The organism is Paraburkholderia lacunae, assembly GCF_003353175.1.
Lineage (GTDB): Bacteria > Pseudomonadota > Gammaproteobacteria > Burkholderiales > Burkholderiaceae > Paraburkholderia > Paraburkholderia lacunae.
Map to the genome: position 1 here is coordinate 224388 of NZ_QHKS01000008.1, position 15731 is coordinate 240118.

The window sequence follows — 15731 nt, forward strand, 5'->3', positions numbered from 1 at the left end:
GCCAAGCTCGACGCAAGGACGCATTCATGCCACCACTGCGCGCTGCCAATTTGCTCGCCACTACTGAAGGTTCACGCCTGCATTCGGCCGATTGTGCCCACTGGCAACGCTGGGGGCCCTATCTCAGCGAGCGTCAGTGGGGCACGGTGCGGGAGGATTACAGCGCGAACGGCACCGCATGGGACTACTTTCCGCACGACCACGCGCGCAGCCGCGCCTACCGTTGGGGTGAAGACGGCATCGCCGGTTTCGGCGACGACAAGCTCAGCTGGTGCGTCTCGCTCGCGCTGTGGAACCGCAAGGATCCGATCCTGAAGGAGCGTCTGTTCGGACTCACCAATGCGCAGGGCAATCACGGCGAGGACGTGAAGGAGTTGTACTTCTACCTCGACGGCACGCCCACGCATTCGTATATGCGGATGCTCTACAAATACCCCCACGCCGCCTTTCCCTACGACGATCTGGTTCAGGAAAACGCGCGGCGCGGCGCCGACATGCCGGAGTACGAAATCCTCGATACCGGTGTGTTCGACGATTCGCGCTATTTCGACGTGCAGGTCGAGTACGCAAAACACGCACCCGACGATATCCTGATGCGCGTGACGATCGAGAATCGCGCGGACCAGGCGGCGGCGCTCGACGTGCTGCCGCAGATCTGGGCGCGCAATTCGTGGTCGTGGAAGGAAAACAAGGACAAGCCTTCGCTGGTTGCGGGCGCAGACCACGACGGAGAAGCGCATCTGGTCGGCCGTCAGCATGGTCATGAGCCGATCGTCGTGACGGCGTGGTCGAAGGACGCGCCACAGCCGACGTGGCTTTTCTGCGAGAACGACACCAACGTCAAGCGCTTGTACAACATGGACGGCGCGGGCCCGTTCAAAGACGGCTTCAACGACTACCTCGTGCACGGCGACACGCAAGCGGTGCGCCACGATGCCGGCACCAAGGCCGCCGCGCACGCGCCGCTCGAACTCGCGCCGCACGGCCGTGCCGTGGTGTATCTGCGCTGGCGTCCCCAGTCGTCCCCGGATGACGTGTTGCTCGACGCCGACGCGGTGTTCGCTCGCCGGATCGCCGAGGCAGACGAATTCTATGGCGCGCTGCAGCATGAAATCGGCGATCCCGACGCGCGCCTCGTGCAGCGTCAGGCGCTGGCGGGGATGCTGTGGTCCAAGCAGTATTACCAGTTCGACGTGCATCGCTGGCTCGAAGGCGATCCGCTGCAACCCAAACCGCCCGGGAGCCGCAAGCAGGGCCGCAACTCGGAGTGGCAGCATCTGTGCAACGCGGACATTGTGTCGATGCCCGACAAGTGGGAATACCCGTGGTACGCGTCGTGGGACCTGGCGTTTCAAGCGGCCGCGTTCGCGCTGATCGATCCGGCGTTTGCGAAGCGGCAATTGCTGCTGCTCGTGAAAGATCGCTATCAGCATCCGAACGGCCAGTTGCCCGCGTACGAATGGGCGTTCGGCGATGCGAATCCGCCGGTGCATGCGTGGGCCGCGTGGCGCGTCTATGAAATCGACCGCGCGCTGACCGGCAAAGCGGATCGCGACTTTCTCGAACTCGTCTTTCACAAGCTCTTGCTGAATTTCTCCTGGTGGGTGAACCGTAAGGACGCCGACGACCGCAATATTTTTCAGGGCGGTTTTCTCGGGCTCGACAATATCGGCATCTTCGATCGCTCGTCGCCGCTGCCGACCGGCGGGCACATCGACCAGGCCGACGGCACCGCATGGATGGCCGCGTATGCGCTCGACCTGATGCGCATTGCACTCGAGCTCGCGTTTGCGAACCATGTATTCGTCGATATCGGCGTGAAGTTTTTCGAGCACTTCCTGTATATCGCTCAAGCCGTCAGTTGCGACGACGGTTGCGATACCGGCCTATGGGACGGCGAGGACGAATTCTTCTATGACAAGCTGCGCTTGCCCGACGGCGGCAACATACCGATGCGGTTGCGCTCGATAGTCGGCCTGATTCCGCTGTTCGCGGTCCATGTGCTCGAAGAGCGCCTGCATGGCGGCTTGCCGTCGTTGCGCGAGCGGCTCGTCTGGTTCCTCGAGCATCGGCCCGATCTGGCGAAGCTGGTATCGCGCTGGAACGAACCCGGCAAAGGTAATAGCCTGCTGCTCTCGGTGTTGCGCGGGCATCGAATGAAAGCACTGCTGCGCCGTGCGCTCGACGAAAGCGAATTCCTCTCCGATCACGGCGTGCGGGCGCTGTCGCGCGTGCATCGCGATCAACCGTTCGTGTTCAGCCACAACGGCGAGAGCTTCAGCGTCAAGTACCTGCCGGCCGAATCGGATTCGCGCGTGTTCGGCGGTAACTCGAACTGGCGGGGGCCGGTGTGGATGCCGGTGAACTACCTGCTGATCGAGTCGTTGTACGAATTTCATCGCTACTACGGAGACGATTTTCGCGTCGAGTATCCGACCGGCTCAGGCCAGAAGTTCTCGCTGTGCGAGATCGGCGACGAACTGGCGCGCCGCGCGACCACGCTGTTTCTCAAGGACAAGGACGGCGAGCGGCCGGTGATGGGCGCGTATCCGCTCTTGCAGGCCGACCCGCGTTCGCGCGATCTCGTGCTGTTCCACGAGTATTTCCACGGCGACAACGGGCGCGGCGTAGGCGCTTCGCATCAAACCGGCTGGAGCGGCCTGGTCGCCTTGCTGCTGCAACCGCGAGCGATGGCCACGTCGGGCAACGTGCCGCTGCCGGGCGAACCGGAACCGGCTCCAGCGGCGGGACGCACGCCGGAGCCTGCGCTGGCCACCGCGGCGGCGAAGTAGCTAATGCAAGCAAACGCGCAAGCAAACGCGCAAGCAAACGCGCAAGAAAACGCGCAAGAAAACGCGCAAGCGGACGCGCTGCTCGCAAGCAACTGACCTGCATGCCGGCCTTTGCAAAGGAATGCAGTCGAGAAGAAGTCACTCCATGAGACGCGGCAACCCATTCGGGGGACGTTATGGCAACACGCAAAAAGAAAGTGACTAGCGGCGCTGAGCGGATTCTGGCGATCGACGTCGGCGGAACCGGGCTGAAGGCCGCGATCATCGGCGCTGATGGACAGATGAAAACCGAGCGCTTGCGAGTGGCGACGCCGCATCCGTGCACGCCGGATCAGCTGGTGGATGCGTTGGTGCAGCTGGTGGAGCCGCTTGTCGAGAAGGAGCCGCCTACGCTGATGTCGATCGGCTTTCCGGGCGTGGTGCGCGACAACCGCATTTTGACCGCGCCGCACTTCGGCGTTGAAGGCTGGCACGACTTTCCGCTGGCCGATTCGCTGGCGCAGCGCCTGGGCGGTTTGCGGGTACGAATGATCAACGATGCCGAGGTGCAAGGGTTCGCCGCGATTGAAGGCCGCGGCCTCGAGTTCGTGCTGACGCTCGGCACCGGCGCGGGTACGGCGCTCTTTCGCGACGGCGAGTTGATGCCTCACCTGGAGCTTGCCCATCATCCGGTGAGCAGGAAGGGCTTGGCGTATGACGAGTACATCGGCGAGGCGGCGCGCGAGAAGGCGGGGAATAAGCGCTGGAATCGCCGCGTCGGGAAGGTGATCGGCATTCTTGCTTCGCTGGTGAATTACGACAAGCTTTGGATCGGCGGCGGCAACGCCGCGCGGCTGAAGATCGATTTGCCGGCCAACGTCGCGACGGTTTCGAACGATGCGGGTATCGAGGGCGGCGCGCGGTTATGGCATCCGAAGTCGGTGCGCGAGACGCGGCAGTTGCCGCAGGCCAATCAACGGACTGGCGCGTTCAAGTGACGGCGTTGCTGACTGTGTCGCTGCGGCATCGTCAAGCTGCGTCTTACAGCATGGCCCGCCGCGGATCGAAGGGACAGGCGGGCACGTCGGGCATGGCAGTAAGCCTGTATGCCTGCAAGCGAGAAACCGATGTATCGCGCTAGAATCGTCGCAGACCGCCAACACGTCCGTTGTCGCAGACGAAAGCTCGCTGCTCGACACGTTGCGCAGCGAGCGCGAGCCAGTCGAACGTTTTAGCCGATTCCTCGATTGACGAGCGTTGCCGCTTGCCGTCGCCCGCAGACACTCGTAGCCATTTTTCTATCGGACCATCATGAAAACATCGCGCCGAAACTTTCTGATGCTGAGTGTGGGCGTCGGTTCATCGCTGGTGCTGTCCCGTGCAGCGTTCGCCGACTCAGCCGGCAAGCTCAGCGAAGCCGATCCGAAGGCACAAGCCGTCGGCTATAAAGAGGACGCTTCCAAGGTCGACAAGGCGAAATTCCCTAACTACACAGCAGGACAAACATGCGGCAACTGCTCGCTGTTCCAGGGTAAAGCGACGGACGCGTATGGCGGCTGCACGCTGTTCGGCGACAAGCAGGTCGCCGCGCGCGGCTGGTGCAGTTCGTATTCAAACATCTGATGTGAATGCGCGCCGCGCGCGCATCTCATTTCAATGCGTCCAGCACCAGTTGGTGCGAATGGCCGATCCACACTGCCGCGTCGCGATGATCGCGTAGTGCGTCGCCTGTGTTCGGGTGCAGAAAAATATCGAGCGCGCCGTGATTCAGCGTGAGCCAGCCGACCAGTTCGGCGAACTGCTCGTGGCCGAACGCAAGCTGATACGACCACATCGGATGCGGCCCGACCGGCCGCTCGTGAAAGCGCCCCAATTTCAGCTTGCCGTTCCAAAGCGCGTCGATCTGCTCGCGAAAAGCCCACGCGGCGTCGCGGCTCTTTGCGTCGAAATAGATGTGGGCGTGCCAACTCTCGATAGCTGAGGTGTCGCGAAAGGTCATAGCGGGGTCCGGTGCATACCAGTCTTTATCGGACATTCATTCTGCTTGAATTTCCGTTGACGCGCGCGGCGCACGCCTCATGTGAAACTGTCTTTCGTCTTCATCGACGGTCTCGAAGCCAAGGCGTTCATACAGGCGCTTCTGTCAAACAGGGTGTGCACGAGACATCGAGCGGCTAATTAAACTTTGCAAGGTGGGCCAATGGAGATTGTCGAGCTTGAACCCAGCGTCTCAGCCGATGGGCGCACCGTGGTTTTCCTGCTTTCGGCGCGCGGGCGGGATCTCGAGTGCGCCGTCACGCGCGAGGCGTTGGAACAGCATTTCTGGCTGCAAGGCGACGCCGACGAAGAGCGCGTACTGAAGACATTCGCGGATGGCCGCAAGCGCATTACCGCGTTGGCCGAGAGAAAGATGCTGGCGCGGCCGGGCGAGAAGATAGTGCTGACGACCGGTGATTTTGCCGCGCGGGGGTGAGCGGCGGGGTTGAGCGACAGGGTTAAGCGGATTTGACGCTTCGGCGCCGTTCACATGCATGCAGCCAGACCGTATAAGAGCGCGATCGGCGGTGGTCGCACCGTCGTTTTTTTACAGCGCTTCCTCCGCCAGAGCGCAGGCCATTATTTAGGGCCCCTTGGGTCCAGATCGCCGTCCTCCAGCGATTCGCCAAACTGGACCGCCAATTCCCCTCGTTTCGCCCAATTGCTTTCACGCTCACTCGCATAAACTGGTTTCCATGGAGCGACAAGTCATCGAGCCCATCGACGCGGTCTTCCCCCGCGTTGTTTTGAACCGTACCGTTGATGGCAGTTTGCCGCGGTTGTCGAAAGCGGCAGGGCAGCAAAGCAGTAGGAAGTAGAAACGATTGGAACAGCGCGCAGTCGATTCATATGCGCTGAAAGCAGCAGGGGATTGCAGCGAGGTGCAGCAATATGAGGGACCGAGCTGCGATGCAGTAGCAATTCGAGTAGCAGTTCATGCAGTAGCAGTTCGAGTAGCAGCTCACGCAGTAGCAGTTCGACTAGCAGTTCACGCAGTAGCAGTTCGAGTAGCAGTCCACGCGGTAGCAGTTCGAGTAGCAGTTCACGCAGTAGCAATTCGAGTAACAGTTCACGTAGCAACAGCATTGTTAGTTAGTGGTGGGTATCGGTCGGCAAGCATCCACGCGCCTGCACGGCTCCTCCATCCTGTCCGGCCCTGTTCCCTCGCGGAACAGGGTTTTTTTTCGTCCATGCAGCACGTGGCGACTTTCGTTCGTTTAAGTCTGTCTTAAGTTCGTTTAAGTCTGTCTTAATAGTTGCTTGCCATGATGACGGCACAGATTCACATTCCGAGTCTGTCAGGCCGCCGGCGCATCGGCGGAGTTTGCCACCGGACAGCAGAATTCTGGTGGCAAAGCCGAGAGTTAGCGAAGGAGTTTGAACCGATATGTCCAGCAAATCGCGATTCCGCAAGCACAGTCAGCCCGCAATGTCGCCGCTGTTGCGCGCGCTTACCTATAGCCGCACCGCGCACGAGCCTGTCACTGAAGCGATGCTTTTGCAGTGCTACACCGCTCTCGATGCATTCCGGCACGGCCACGGTTCGCGGAATCTGCACCTGACGTTGAGCCGGCATTTGCTTGTGTCGCAAGAACTTTCCCGTCTCGGGCTCGGGGCGGACATGCTCGCCGACATTGAAAGCGCACACGCGGCGATGGTCGAGATCGACGCCCGCGAGCATCGCGATGGCGTCTGGGCACTCGAAGAAAGCGAGTATTTCCACCTTTGCGCGGCGCTGGCGATTCTGGACGGGCAATTGTCCGTCGCATCGTTGAGCGACATCGCGAACGCGGAAGCGAAAATGATCGAAGGGCTAATGAGGGCGGCGCAGATCCAGACGACTGCCGAGGCGGCGGTCTAACCGAACGGCTCTTCGCTCCGTAGAACCTGGAGTCAAAAAACGCCCTACATGAGCTGCACCCCAAAAGTTGGACACCGGTCCAGCCTTTGGGGCGTTTTTTTGACTCCGGAACGGAATAAGCCGCCGTCACTCAGCGCGCGCTAACCTTGTACCCATCGTTCAGCGTCTTCAGGAACGCGATGATGTCGCGCATGTCGTCATCGCTCATCGCGGGTTTGTCGCCGAATTTTCGGTCGAACGGCGCGTCCTTGTCGTCGATGTTCGCCTGGTACTTCGCCGGCAGATCATCGTACTTCTGGATCTTTCCATCGGGGCCGCGCGGATAGAACTTCTGCGGGGCGGTATTGCGTTCGTTGTAGAACACCATGACGTCCTCGAGCGACCGATAAACGCCGTTGTGGAAAAACACCTGACGCGTGGCAACGTTGCGCAGAGTCGGCGTGAGGAACATCCCGCAATACTGCGTCTGGTCCTTCAGGTCGGTCCGGAAGGGCCCGCAGATACCCATGTCGAAGAAACGGTGGTCGCGGTTGGCGGCAAGGCTCGCATTGCGCGGTACACCGAGCGCCTCGTACTGGTAGTCCGTCAACATCGGCGGCAGGCCGTCGGAACCCGGCTTCGAAAGATGGCACCCCGCACAGTTCGCCTTCTTCGGGTCGTTGAACAGACGCAGCCCGTGCAGTTCCGCCTGACTGAGCCGCGCTTTCCCTTCCAGCCAATAGTCGTATTTGCTGGTGTAGGGATGAAACGATTGCTCTTCCACCTGGTAGCGTGCAATCGCGAACATGGCCTCCGACATGGCGAGGTTCATGTTTTCGAAAACGTTCGGACCGAATAGCTGGATGAAGTCGTTCCGGTACGGCGTGCGCTCGAGCTTCGCCAGGACGTCGGCCATGCTCGCATTCGCCATCTCGACCGGGTTCAGCATCGGACCGGATGCCTGTGCCTGGAGCGTGTCGGCGCGGCCGTCCCAGAACATGCCGCCTTGCGGGACCATCGCCGGTGCGGCGGGCGCCACACCCGCGTTCTTCTGGGCCTTGTCCACGCCCGCCGCCTGAGCCGCGATCTGCGCGAGATCGGGGGCATTGTCCGCGTCGCCGCTATCCGGGCCGATGCTGAAATTAGGCTGCCGGTAGAGGTACATGAGCGACTGCGGCGGCCGGTAGCCTTGCTGCGTCAGATCGGGCCCGCCCAACTGAACGGCCAGATTGTTCGCCGGCGCGTACGCGTGCGCCGGGCTATGGCACGACGCGCATGACTGGCGACCGGACGCGGAGAGCGTCGGGTCGAAAAATATCTTCTTGCCGAGCTGCGCCACTGCGCTGAGCTGAGCCGGAGCAACCGGACGCTGAAGCGCGATGGGATTGGCGTTCGCCCCCGTGAGGTCTTCGACGAGGGCGCCGACGGCTGCCGGAACTCGCGACGGGTATGCCAGCGCCCATGCACAGAAGCCGATCAGCGCGATCGGCACGGCGGCGGCGAGCAGCATCAGAATGCGGCGCGCGCTGTACCTCGGCTGATTCCGGGTAGGAGGAGATTCGACGGGAGGAGCGGCGGAAGCGGGCATGGGAGCTAAAAACAAAAAAAGTTGCCAGCCCGGAAACGGTTGGCAACACGGGGGTACTGTCCAGCCGCGCGCCGGCGTCTTGCCGCCGGCGCGAGCCGCGGAAGCTAGATTGCCGGCACCGACGAGACCGGCGTGCCCAGGTTCGGGTCGACGAACAAAGTCGGGTTGTTGCCGCTGCCGCCGAAGTTGAACAGGCTCATGATGCTGCCTGCCGTCGCATCGAAAGAGCCGCCGCCGATTCGCTGGCCGCCCAGCCAGTTGTCTTCGATGAAGCGAACCACGGACGCCTGACTGATCGCCGTGTGGTCGACATAATTGACCTTCGCCCACGGCGAAATCACGAGGAACGGAATGCGCGTGCCGGGGCCGCAACGGCCGTTGACCGCCGCGCCATTCACGCCGGCCGGCGCCGTGCCCGTGCCGCACGTGCCGGAGCCGTTCAGCTGGTCTGCCTGAGCATCGAACGACGAAGACGTCGGGTTCGCGTAAGCATGGTCGTACCAGCCATCCGAATCGTCCCACGCGACGATCACGGCCGTGCTCTTCCAGTCAGGCTGTTGCTGGAGGAAGTTGACGATCCTGGCCGTGAACGCCTGTTCGTCGAGCGGGTCGGAGTAGCCCGCGTGGCCGTCCTGGAACGCCGGCGCCTTGATGAAGCTGACCGACGGATAGTTGCCCGCCTTCACGCTTGCAAAGAAGTCGTCGGTGTCGTACTGGTGGTTCGCCGGGTCAGCCGTCTTGCCGTCCGACTCGAGCGTGTAGCCGATGGCCGCCGTCGCGCTCGGACGCAAGTGCTGCGGATTCGCCGTCGACGCGTAGTACTGGAACCAGTTGTGGTGCGGGATATAGTCGGTCGTTGCCTGTCCGACCACCGGCGACACCGTGCTGCGCTTGCAGCCGGTCGTGCCGTTGCTGTTGGTGGTCGCGAGGTTGAAGCCGCCCATGAAGCCGCCCCACGTGATGTTCTTCGCGTTGAGCAGATCGCCGATGTTCTTGCCGGACATCAGGATCTGGTCGGTCGTGCTGGAGCACGTGTCGGAAGCCGGGTCGGCGTCGTTGATCAGCGTAATGCCGCCCTGGCCGTCGTTGACGTAATACGAGTGCGACGCCGTCGATAGATTGAACGGCTGCTGGCTGGTCTTGACGAGTTGCACGCCGTTGTTCTGGCCGGAGATCACTTCCAGCGCACCCGGAGTCGACGGGCCGTACGTATCCGTATAGGCGTTGTCGCTCATCGCAAAGTTCTGCGCCCAATTCCACATCGCCGTCACGGTGTTGCCGTCGTAGTAGCCCATGACCTGGCCGGTCGTACCGAAGGCGCCTGCACCACCGCTCGAACCTTTACCCGTGTATTTTGGAAACAGGTCAGCCGCGCCATTGTTATACGCTTGCTGCTCTGCCGTATAAGCGTGGTTCTGGTCGGCCGTCGCGGCCTGCGTCCGGTCCAGCCGGAACGGATTCGCCGCGCCCGTGCCGTTCGCGGTGTTCGTGAAGTTGGGGTTCGCGCTCAGCAGCGTGCCGCTCAGGCCGTTCACGGTCGGCGTGCCTGCGGCAGCCGTGAAAGCAGGTTCGCCCGCCGGATTGGTTGCACTCGGATAGGTGGCGAAGTAATGGTCGAACGAGACGTTCTCGTTATAGATCACGACCACATGCTTGATGGGCGTCGAGGTGGTCAATTGATTCTGCACTGACACGGGGGTGAGCGAATTACCGCCGTTGTCATTGCCGCACGCATAGAGCGAGACTGCCATCGCTATGCCTGATACGCCAAACAGGAAGGTTCGAGAAAACATGCGTTTTAACTCCGGGTATTGTTTTGCTAGTTATTCTTCGACCGCTGTTCGTGGCGAACTCAGCGGGCGCGTGAGGACCGTTTAAAAAACCCACGCACATTGGAACATCGGGGCGTTACCGGCTAATGGCGCTTTGCTTACCCGGCTATTACGTTGCGGGGCGTAATACCAAGCTGATTGAAGGACTTCGTAAGGCAAGTCCGAGATTGACGCAGGCCTGAATAGATCGCCTCGGCGAAAAAAGCCGGCATAAAGCCGGCTCTAAAAAGTTCTAGCATTCCGAGTTAACTAGAACTTGCAAGGACGGCGCGATCATACCTGGACCTGGCTTAAGAGAAGCTGATGCGCGGCTACGCCCACTCTAATCGTTGTACTTCGTAAAATCGTAGTACCCGATGCCGTTCTGTCCGCCGCCCCATTTGCACAAGCCGCGAGCCACCCGTCATCCATGCCGGGAACGGGCAATTCGTGCAGCTTTGCACGCCGGCCAGCGGCCCGCCTGGTGTCAGGAACTGTGCGGCGAAGTCCGGCAGCAGCGTCGGCCATGTGATCGTGCTGCCCGCTGCCGCGCCCACCGGGCTGCCCGGATTGATATGTGATTCGTTTGTTGTGCCGGCAGATTATGCCGATAAATACCGCTGTATCGCCGCGCTATGTCGAGGCGTTTTTGTCGAATGGCAAGCCGATTTTTGTCCGCGGATTTTAATCCGCAAACGGGGCTTTCACAGCAGGTTTAACGCGTTGAGAAAATGCTCGAAAGCGGGCGGTTTTGTATCGCGCGACGAATAATGAAGAGCAGATCACGCAATCCACATGCCGTATCGGCGTTACGAGTGTTCGTAGGGGGCCGAATTAACCGCAATTCTGGCGTTGAGACGGGTTTGCTGGACTCATCCGCGCTTGTTAGACTGGCTCTCGCAAGTCATCCGCAAGCGCGTTTTTGCCGTCATACGCCTGTCGGGCGTTCACGTCTGCGGCACGATCAATCGGAGACGCCATGTCTTATATGCTGCTTATTGTCGAACCCCCTGAACAACGCATTGAACGTGGCGAGGCTGCCGGGCGCGAAGTCTACGACGAGATGGTGCGCTTCGCCGCCGATCTGAAAGAGCGCGGCAAACTGCTCGCGGTCGAATCGCTGACCTCCACTGACGACGCCGTGCGCGTGCAGGTACGCGAAGGCCGCGCGAGGCTGCTCGACGGCCCGTTTGCCGAAGCCAAGGAGATGATTGGTGGCTTCTTCCTGCTCGATTGTGAAACGCGCGAGGAAGCGGTCGCGATCGCGCAAGCCTGCCCGGCGGCATCCTGGTGCACGGTCGAAGTCCGCAAGGTCGGGCCTTGTTTCGTGTAAGCGGCGCGCGCCACGTGTACTTCACCTGGTGTTTTCCCTTGGTTTAGAAAATCGGTGTCGATCCGGTCGCGTACCGCTCGTCGTGTGAGTAAGGAGCCAGCGAACAAGCCGCGGCTTTCCACTCACAACGCAAGGAGCGATTGCGATGCGATTCATGATCATGGTGAAGGCGACAGCCGCCAGCGAAGCCGGCGTCATGCCGGAAGCATCCCTGATGGCCGCGATGGGCACGTACCACGAAGAGCTGGCCAAGGCCGGTGTGCTGCTCGACGCAACCGGCCTGCAACCGAGTTCAAAGGGCTGGCGCATCCGCTACAGCGGCGGCAAGCGCACAGTGGTCGACGGCCCGTTCGCCGAGACCAGGGAACTGGTCGCCGGCTACACGCTGATCCAGGTTCGCTCGCGTGAAGAAGCGATGGAATGGGCGCGGCGCTTTCCGGCGCCATTCGGCGAGCAGGCCGACGGCGAGATCGAAGTGCGGCAACTGTTCGAACTCGAAGACTTCGAGCCCGGCCCCGAAGTGGATCGCTTTCGCGAACTGAACGCGGACAAGCGTTGATCCCAACGCCGATCGATGCGCCGATTCAAGCGCCGATCCGGCTACATCGAAAGGATTCGTCATGCTCAAAACCATTCTGATCGCCGTCGTCGCGGCCGTGGCTCTGGTGCTGATCTACGCGGCGACGCGGCCCGACAGCTTTCGCATTGAACGCAGTGTGCGGATCAAGGCGCCGCCAGAGCGGATTTATTCGCTGATCGACAACCTGCATCAGTTCAACCTGTGGAATCCGTTCCTGCTCAAGGACCCCGCGACGCAAGGCACGTACAGCGGCTCGACGAGCGGCAAGGGTGCGCGTTATGCGTGGCGAAGCGACAAGATCGGCGTGGGGCAGATGGAGATCGCCGATACCGCGGCGTCGTCGAGCGTGACGATGAACCTCGATTTCATCAAGCCATTCGAGGCGCACAACATTGCCGAATTCACGTTGAAGCCCGATGCGGATGCGACTCAGGTCACCTGGGCGATGCACGGACCGGCGCCGTTTCTGTCGAAGCTGATGCAGGTTTTCATCAGCATGGACAAAATGGTCGGCAAGGATTTCGAAGAGGGCCTGAGCAATCTGAAAACGATTGCCGAGGCGAGCTGACGGCGCCGCCGATCCGGTGGCCCGCACACAACCCGATGAATGGACTCCATCATGCATAAGCAGATCTACGTGAACCTCGCTGTCGGCAATCTCGAACGTTCGAAGGCATTTTTCAGCGCGATCGGTTTTGGCTTCGAAGCGCGATTCACCAACGAACAGGCAGCGTGTCTGATCCTCGGCGAGAACATCTACGCGATGCTGCTGGTCAAGGAGCTGTTCAAGTCCTTCACACGCAAGACGCTGTGCAATCCGCAAGAAAGCACTGAGGCGCTGGTGGGCCTCTCATGCGAGAGCCGCGCCGAAGTGGATGCGCTGGTCGCGAAAGCGATCGCCGCCGGCGGCACGGCGCCGCGCGCGCCGCAGGACTACGGCTTCATGTACGGGCATGGCTTCGAGGATATCGACGGACACATCTGGGAGCTGATCTATATGGACCCGAACGCCAACGCAGCGGGTTGAGGCCGTGACGACGGCGGCCACGCATCGTGCCATCGAGGCGGTCTGGCGGATCGAATCCGCCAAGGTCATCGCCCACGTCGCGCGGATGGTGCGCGACGTGGGGCTGGCCGAGGAGTTGGCGCAGGACGCGCTGGTGGCGGCGCTCGAACACTGGCCCGACGCGGGCGTGCCCGATAACCCCGGAGCGTGGCTGATGGCGACCGCGAAGAACCGCGCGCTCGACCGCTTGCGCCAGGAAGCGTTGCATGCTCGCAAGCGCGAGGAGCTGGGTCACGACCTCGATGCACAGGAGGCTCACCTCGTGCCGGATTTCGTCGATGCCCTCGATGCAGCACGTGCCGACGATATCGGCGACGATCTGCTGCGGCTGATCTTCACCGCCTGTCATCCTGTGTTGTCCACCGATGCACGCGTCGCGCTGACGCTGCGCCTGCTCGGCGGCCTGACCACGGAGGAAATCGCGCGCGCGTTCCTCGTGCCCGAGCCGACCATCGCGCAGCGCATCGTGCGCGCCAAGCGCACGCTGTCGGCGGCCAAGGTGCCGTTCGAAGTGCCGCAAGCGGATGCGCGTGCGCCGCGGCTTGCGTCGGTACTCGAAGTGATCTACCTGATTTTCAATGAAGGCTATTCGGCCACAGCCGGCGACGACTGGATGCGCCCGGCGCTATGCGAGGAAGCGCTGCGGCTTGGGCGCGTGCTGAGCGGTCTGGTGCCGGACGAAAGCGAAGTGCACGGCCTCGTCGCGTTGATGGAGATTCAGGCGTCGCGCACGCATGCGCGTACCGATGCCGAGGGCCGTCCGGTGCTGTTGCTCGACCAGGACCGCAGCCGCTGGGATCCGCTCCTGATCCGCCGCGGGCTGGCCGCGCTCGGCAGTTCGCACGCGCTCGGCGGCGCGAGCGGACCGTATGCGCTGCAAGCGGCGTTGGCCGCGTGTCATGCGCGCGCCCGACGTGCCGAGGACACCGACTGGGAGCAGATCGTCGCGTTATATGACGCGCTGGCGCAGGTGGCGCCTTCGCCGGTCGTGGAGTTGAATCGCGCGGTGGCGGTGGGCATGGCGTTCGGGCCGGCCGCGGGTCTGGAAATTGTCGATGCGCTCGCCGCCGACGCGACGCTCGCGAACTACCACTGGTTGCCGAGCGTGCGCGGCGATCTCCTGGCCAAGCTCGGGCGCGTGGACGAGGCGCGCGCCGAATTCGAACGCGCCGCTGCGATGACGCGCAACGCGCGCGAGCGGGAGTTGTTGCTCGCGCGTGCGCGCGAGATGGCGCATTGAGCGGCGGGGCGAACGGTATCGAACCTACCGTATCAACTGACGCACACCCAGCGCGACGATCAGGCCGCCGCACGCGCGATCGATCCACGCCTTGCTGCGCCGATACGCCGCCGCAATCCGCGAGTGCGACAGCGTCAGCGCAACGAATCCGTACCAGCTGCTCGCAACCACACAGACCATGCCGAGCATTGCCGCGAACGTCCCGACGCTCACGTGTGCCGGCGCAGCGGCAGAGAAGACGGCGGCAAAGAAGGCCATCGATTTCGGATTCGCGATGTTGGTCGCGAAGCCTTGCGCGAACGCCTGGCGAAAGCCGCCCGCCGATACGCTCAGGCTGTGCGCCGGTTTGCCCGCTGAAGCGTTCGCGATCAGACGTCCGCCGAACCAGATCAGGTAGCCGGCACCGGCCAACTTGACCGCCAGCGCCAGCCACGGAAATGCGGCGAAGACAATGCCGACGCCGAGAATCGCGCAACTCGCCCAGAACAGGTTGACCAGCACGATGCCGGCGACCATCGCCAGCGCCTCGAGCCGCGTCGCCGACGCCGCTTTATGCGCGACCGCCACGAAGTTCGGACCGGGGATCACCACGCCGGCCACGTACACGGAGAACACGCCAAGAACCGCAGACCCGTCAATCACACCTCGCTCCTTTATTCACTCGACGCAGCCACTGAATGTGCCTGCTGTTTGCCCGCCGCCGCGTGCATCACGCCGAGAGAAACGCCCAGGCGCCCATCAGCACGCCTGCCGTCGCAACGCCGAACGACAGATTGCGCAGCCACGTCTTGCGCGTGAGCAACGTGATCGCGCTCAATGCGATGGCGACCTGGATCAGCGTGGTGGCCTGCGCCCAGCGATGATGACCATGCAGAAGCGCCTCGCTTTTAGCGTCGTTTTGCACGACTTCTTTTTCGATCTCTTCAGCCTTCGCGCGGATCGGCTCTTTCTGCTGCGTGTATTTTTCGACGTCGGCGACGAACTTGGCGTGCGCTTGCGCATTGCCGCCCGACAGCGCCGCGCCGAGTTCAGCGAGATTCTGCTTCTCGCCCTTGGCCTGGTAGTAACTCCATTGATTCGACGCCTCGGTCTTCTTGATGGCGGCTTCGTTCTTGTAGTAGAGCGCCAGGTTTTCGCTATTGCCGCTCTGGTACGCGCACAGCGCGCCGATTGTCGCGAGGATCGCCGTCATCACGGCCATGCGGCTCGCGAAAGGATCGTCGTCGTGGTGGCCGGCATGTTCGACCGCATGGTCGTGTGGGCCATGCACTTCATATTCGTCAGGCATCTGATTCTCCGAGGCAAAGCTTTTCTTGTATTCCGGACGGCGCTCGCTGACGCGAACCGGCCGCGGGCATCGACGCCCGTGCGGCGCGACCTTCCGGAGGCCTCAATCTTAGCGTGAGGCGCCCGGCGATGGGAAAGGCATCGCCGTTTTGCGCAGCATAGCGTGAGGTGCAGGCCG

Annotated in this window: 16 protein-coding genes; 11 read left to right on the forward strand and 5 right to left on the reverse strand. The window is 62.1% G+C overall.

Annotated features, from left to right (window positions below; all coding sequences use genetic code 11):
- Positions 1-26 precede the first annotated feature (26 nt).
- The 3 genes from DLM46_RS14530 to DLM46_RS14545 all read left to right on the forward strand — a co-directional run bounded on the left by DLM46_RS14530 (position 27) and on the right by DLM46_RS14545 (position 4394).
- Complete coding sequence (locus DLM46_RS14530) at positions 27-2792, forward strand: MGH1-like glycoside hydrolase domain-containing protein (RefSeq protein ID WP_115101441.1); 2766 nt, start codon at positions 27-29, stop codon at positions 2790-2792.
- A gap of 176 nt (positions 2793-2968) precedes the next feature.
- The gene (locus DLM46_RS14535) at positions 2969-3769 is read left to right on the forward strand and encodes an ROK family protein (protein WP_115101442.1); all 801 of its coding nucleotides are present in this window, start codon (positions 2969-2971) and stop codon (positions 3767-3769) included.
- A 313-nt stretch (positions 3770-4082) separates the two neighbouring features.
- On the forward strand, positions 4083-4394 hold the full coding sequence (locus DLM46_RS14545) for a high-potential iron-sulfur protein (RefSeq protein WP_115101444.1): 312 nt from the start codon (positions 4083-4085) through the stop codon (positions 4392-4394).
- A gap of 25 nt (positions 4395-4419) precedes the next feature.
- On the opposite strand, the gene DLM46_RS14550 is transcribed toward DLM46_RS14545, so the two are convergent.
- Positions 4420-4770 carry a DOPA 4,5-dioxygenase family protein gene (locus tag DLM46_RS14550; RefSeq protein WP_115101445.1) on the reverse strand — a complete coding sequence of 117 codons (351 nt, stop codon included), beginning with the start codon at positions 4768-4770 and terminating at the stop codon, positions 4420-4422.
- A gap of 201 nt (positions 4771-4971) precedes the next feature.
- On the opposite strand from DLM46_RS14550, the gene DLM46_RS14560 reads away from it, so the two are divergent.
- A complete protein-coding gene (locus DLM46_RS14560) occupies positions 4972-5244 on the forward strand; it encodes a DUF1488 family protein (RefSeq protein WP_115101446.1) in 273 nt (90 codons plus the stop codon).
- A 951-nt stretch (positions 5245-6195) separates the two neighbouring features.
- A complete protein-coding gene (locus DLM46_RS14570) occupies positions 6196-6669 on the forward strand; it encodes a hypothetical protein (RefSeq protein ID WP_115101447.1) in 474 nt (157 codons plus the stop codon).
- A 130-nt stretch (positions 6670-6799) separates the two neighbouring features.
- Here DLM46_RS14570 and DLM46_RS14575 read toward each other — a convergent pair whose 3' ends face one another.
- Positions 6800-8236 carry a cytochrome-c peroxidase gene (locus DLM46_RS14575; protein WP_115101448.1) on the reverse strand — a complete coding sequence of 479 codons (1437 nt, stop codon included), beginning with the start codon at positions 8234-8236 and terminating at the stop codon, positions 6800-6802.
- Positions 8237-8340: 104 nt separating this feature from the next.
- Positions 8341-10029: a phospholipase C gene (locus tag DLM46_RS14580; protein ID WP_115101449.1), complete on the reverse strand. Its 1689-nt coding sequence runs from the start codon at positions 10027-10029 to the stop codon at positions 8341-8343.
- A gap of 468 nt (positions 10030-10497) precedes the next feature.
- Between DLM46_RS14580 and DLM46_RS39420 the strand changes: the two genes are divergently transcribed.
- The 6 genes from DLM46_RS39420 to DLM46_RS14610 all read left to right on the forward strand — a co-directional run bounded on the left by DLM46_RS39420 (position 10498) and on the right by DLM46_RS14610 (position 14266).
- Positions 10498-10818, forward strand: a complete 321-nt coding sequence (locus DLM46_RS39420) for a hypothetical protein (RefSeq protein ID WP_165847976.1) — start codon at positions 10498-10500, stop codon at positions 10816-10818.
- Positions 10819-11026: 208 nt separating this feature from the next.
- Positions 11027-11380 (forward strand): YciI family protein, encoded by a 354-nt coding sequence (locus DLM46_RS14590; RefSeq protein ID WP_115101450.1) that lies wholly within the window; start codon positions 11027-11029, stop codon positions 11378-11380.
- Between the two features lie 145 nt (positions 11381-11525).
- A complete protein-coding gene (locus tag DLM46_RS14595) occupies positions 11526-11939 on the forward strand; it encodes a YciI family protein (protein WP_115101451.1) in 414 nt (137 codons plus the stop codon).
- A gap of 61 nt (positions 11940-12000) precedes the next feature.
- Positions 12001-12528, forward strand: coding sequence for an SRPBCC family protein (locus DLM46_RS14600; protein ID WP_115101452.1), 528 nt, complete (start codon positions 12001-12003; stop codon positions 12526-12528).
- A gap of 51 nt (positions 12529-12579) precedes the next feature.
- Positions 12580-12987, forward strand: a complete 408-nt coding sequence (locus tag DLM46_RS14605; protein WP_115101538.1) for a VOC family protein — start codon at positions 12580-12582, stop codon at positions 12985-12987.
- 4 nt (positions 12988-12991) lie between these two features.
- The gene (locus tag DLM46_RS14610; RefSeq protein ID WP_115101453.1) at positions 12992-14266 is read left to right on the forward strand and encodes an RNA polymerase sigma factor; all 1275 of its coding nucleotides are present in this window, start codon (positions 12992-12994) and stop codon (positions 14264-14266) included.
- A 24-nt stretch (positions 14267-14290) separates the two neighbouring features.
- On the opposite strand, the gene DLM46_RS14615 is transcribed toward DLM46_RS14610, so the two are convergent.
- Positions 14291-14908, reverse strand: a complete 618-nt coding sequence (locus DLM46_RS14615) for a LysE family translocator (protein WP_115101454.1) — start codon at positions 14906-14908, stop codon at positions 14291-14293.
- A 67-nt stretch (positions 14909-14975) separates the two neighbouring features.
- Positions 14976-15554 carry a DUF4337 domain-containing protein gene (locus DLM46_RS14620; RefSeq protein ID WP_115101455.1) on the reverse strand — a complete coding sequence of 193 codons (579 nt, stop codon included), beginning with the start codon at positions 15552-15554 and terminating at the stop codon, positions 14976-14978.
- Positions 15555-15731 lie beyond the last annotated feature (177 nt).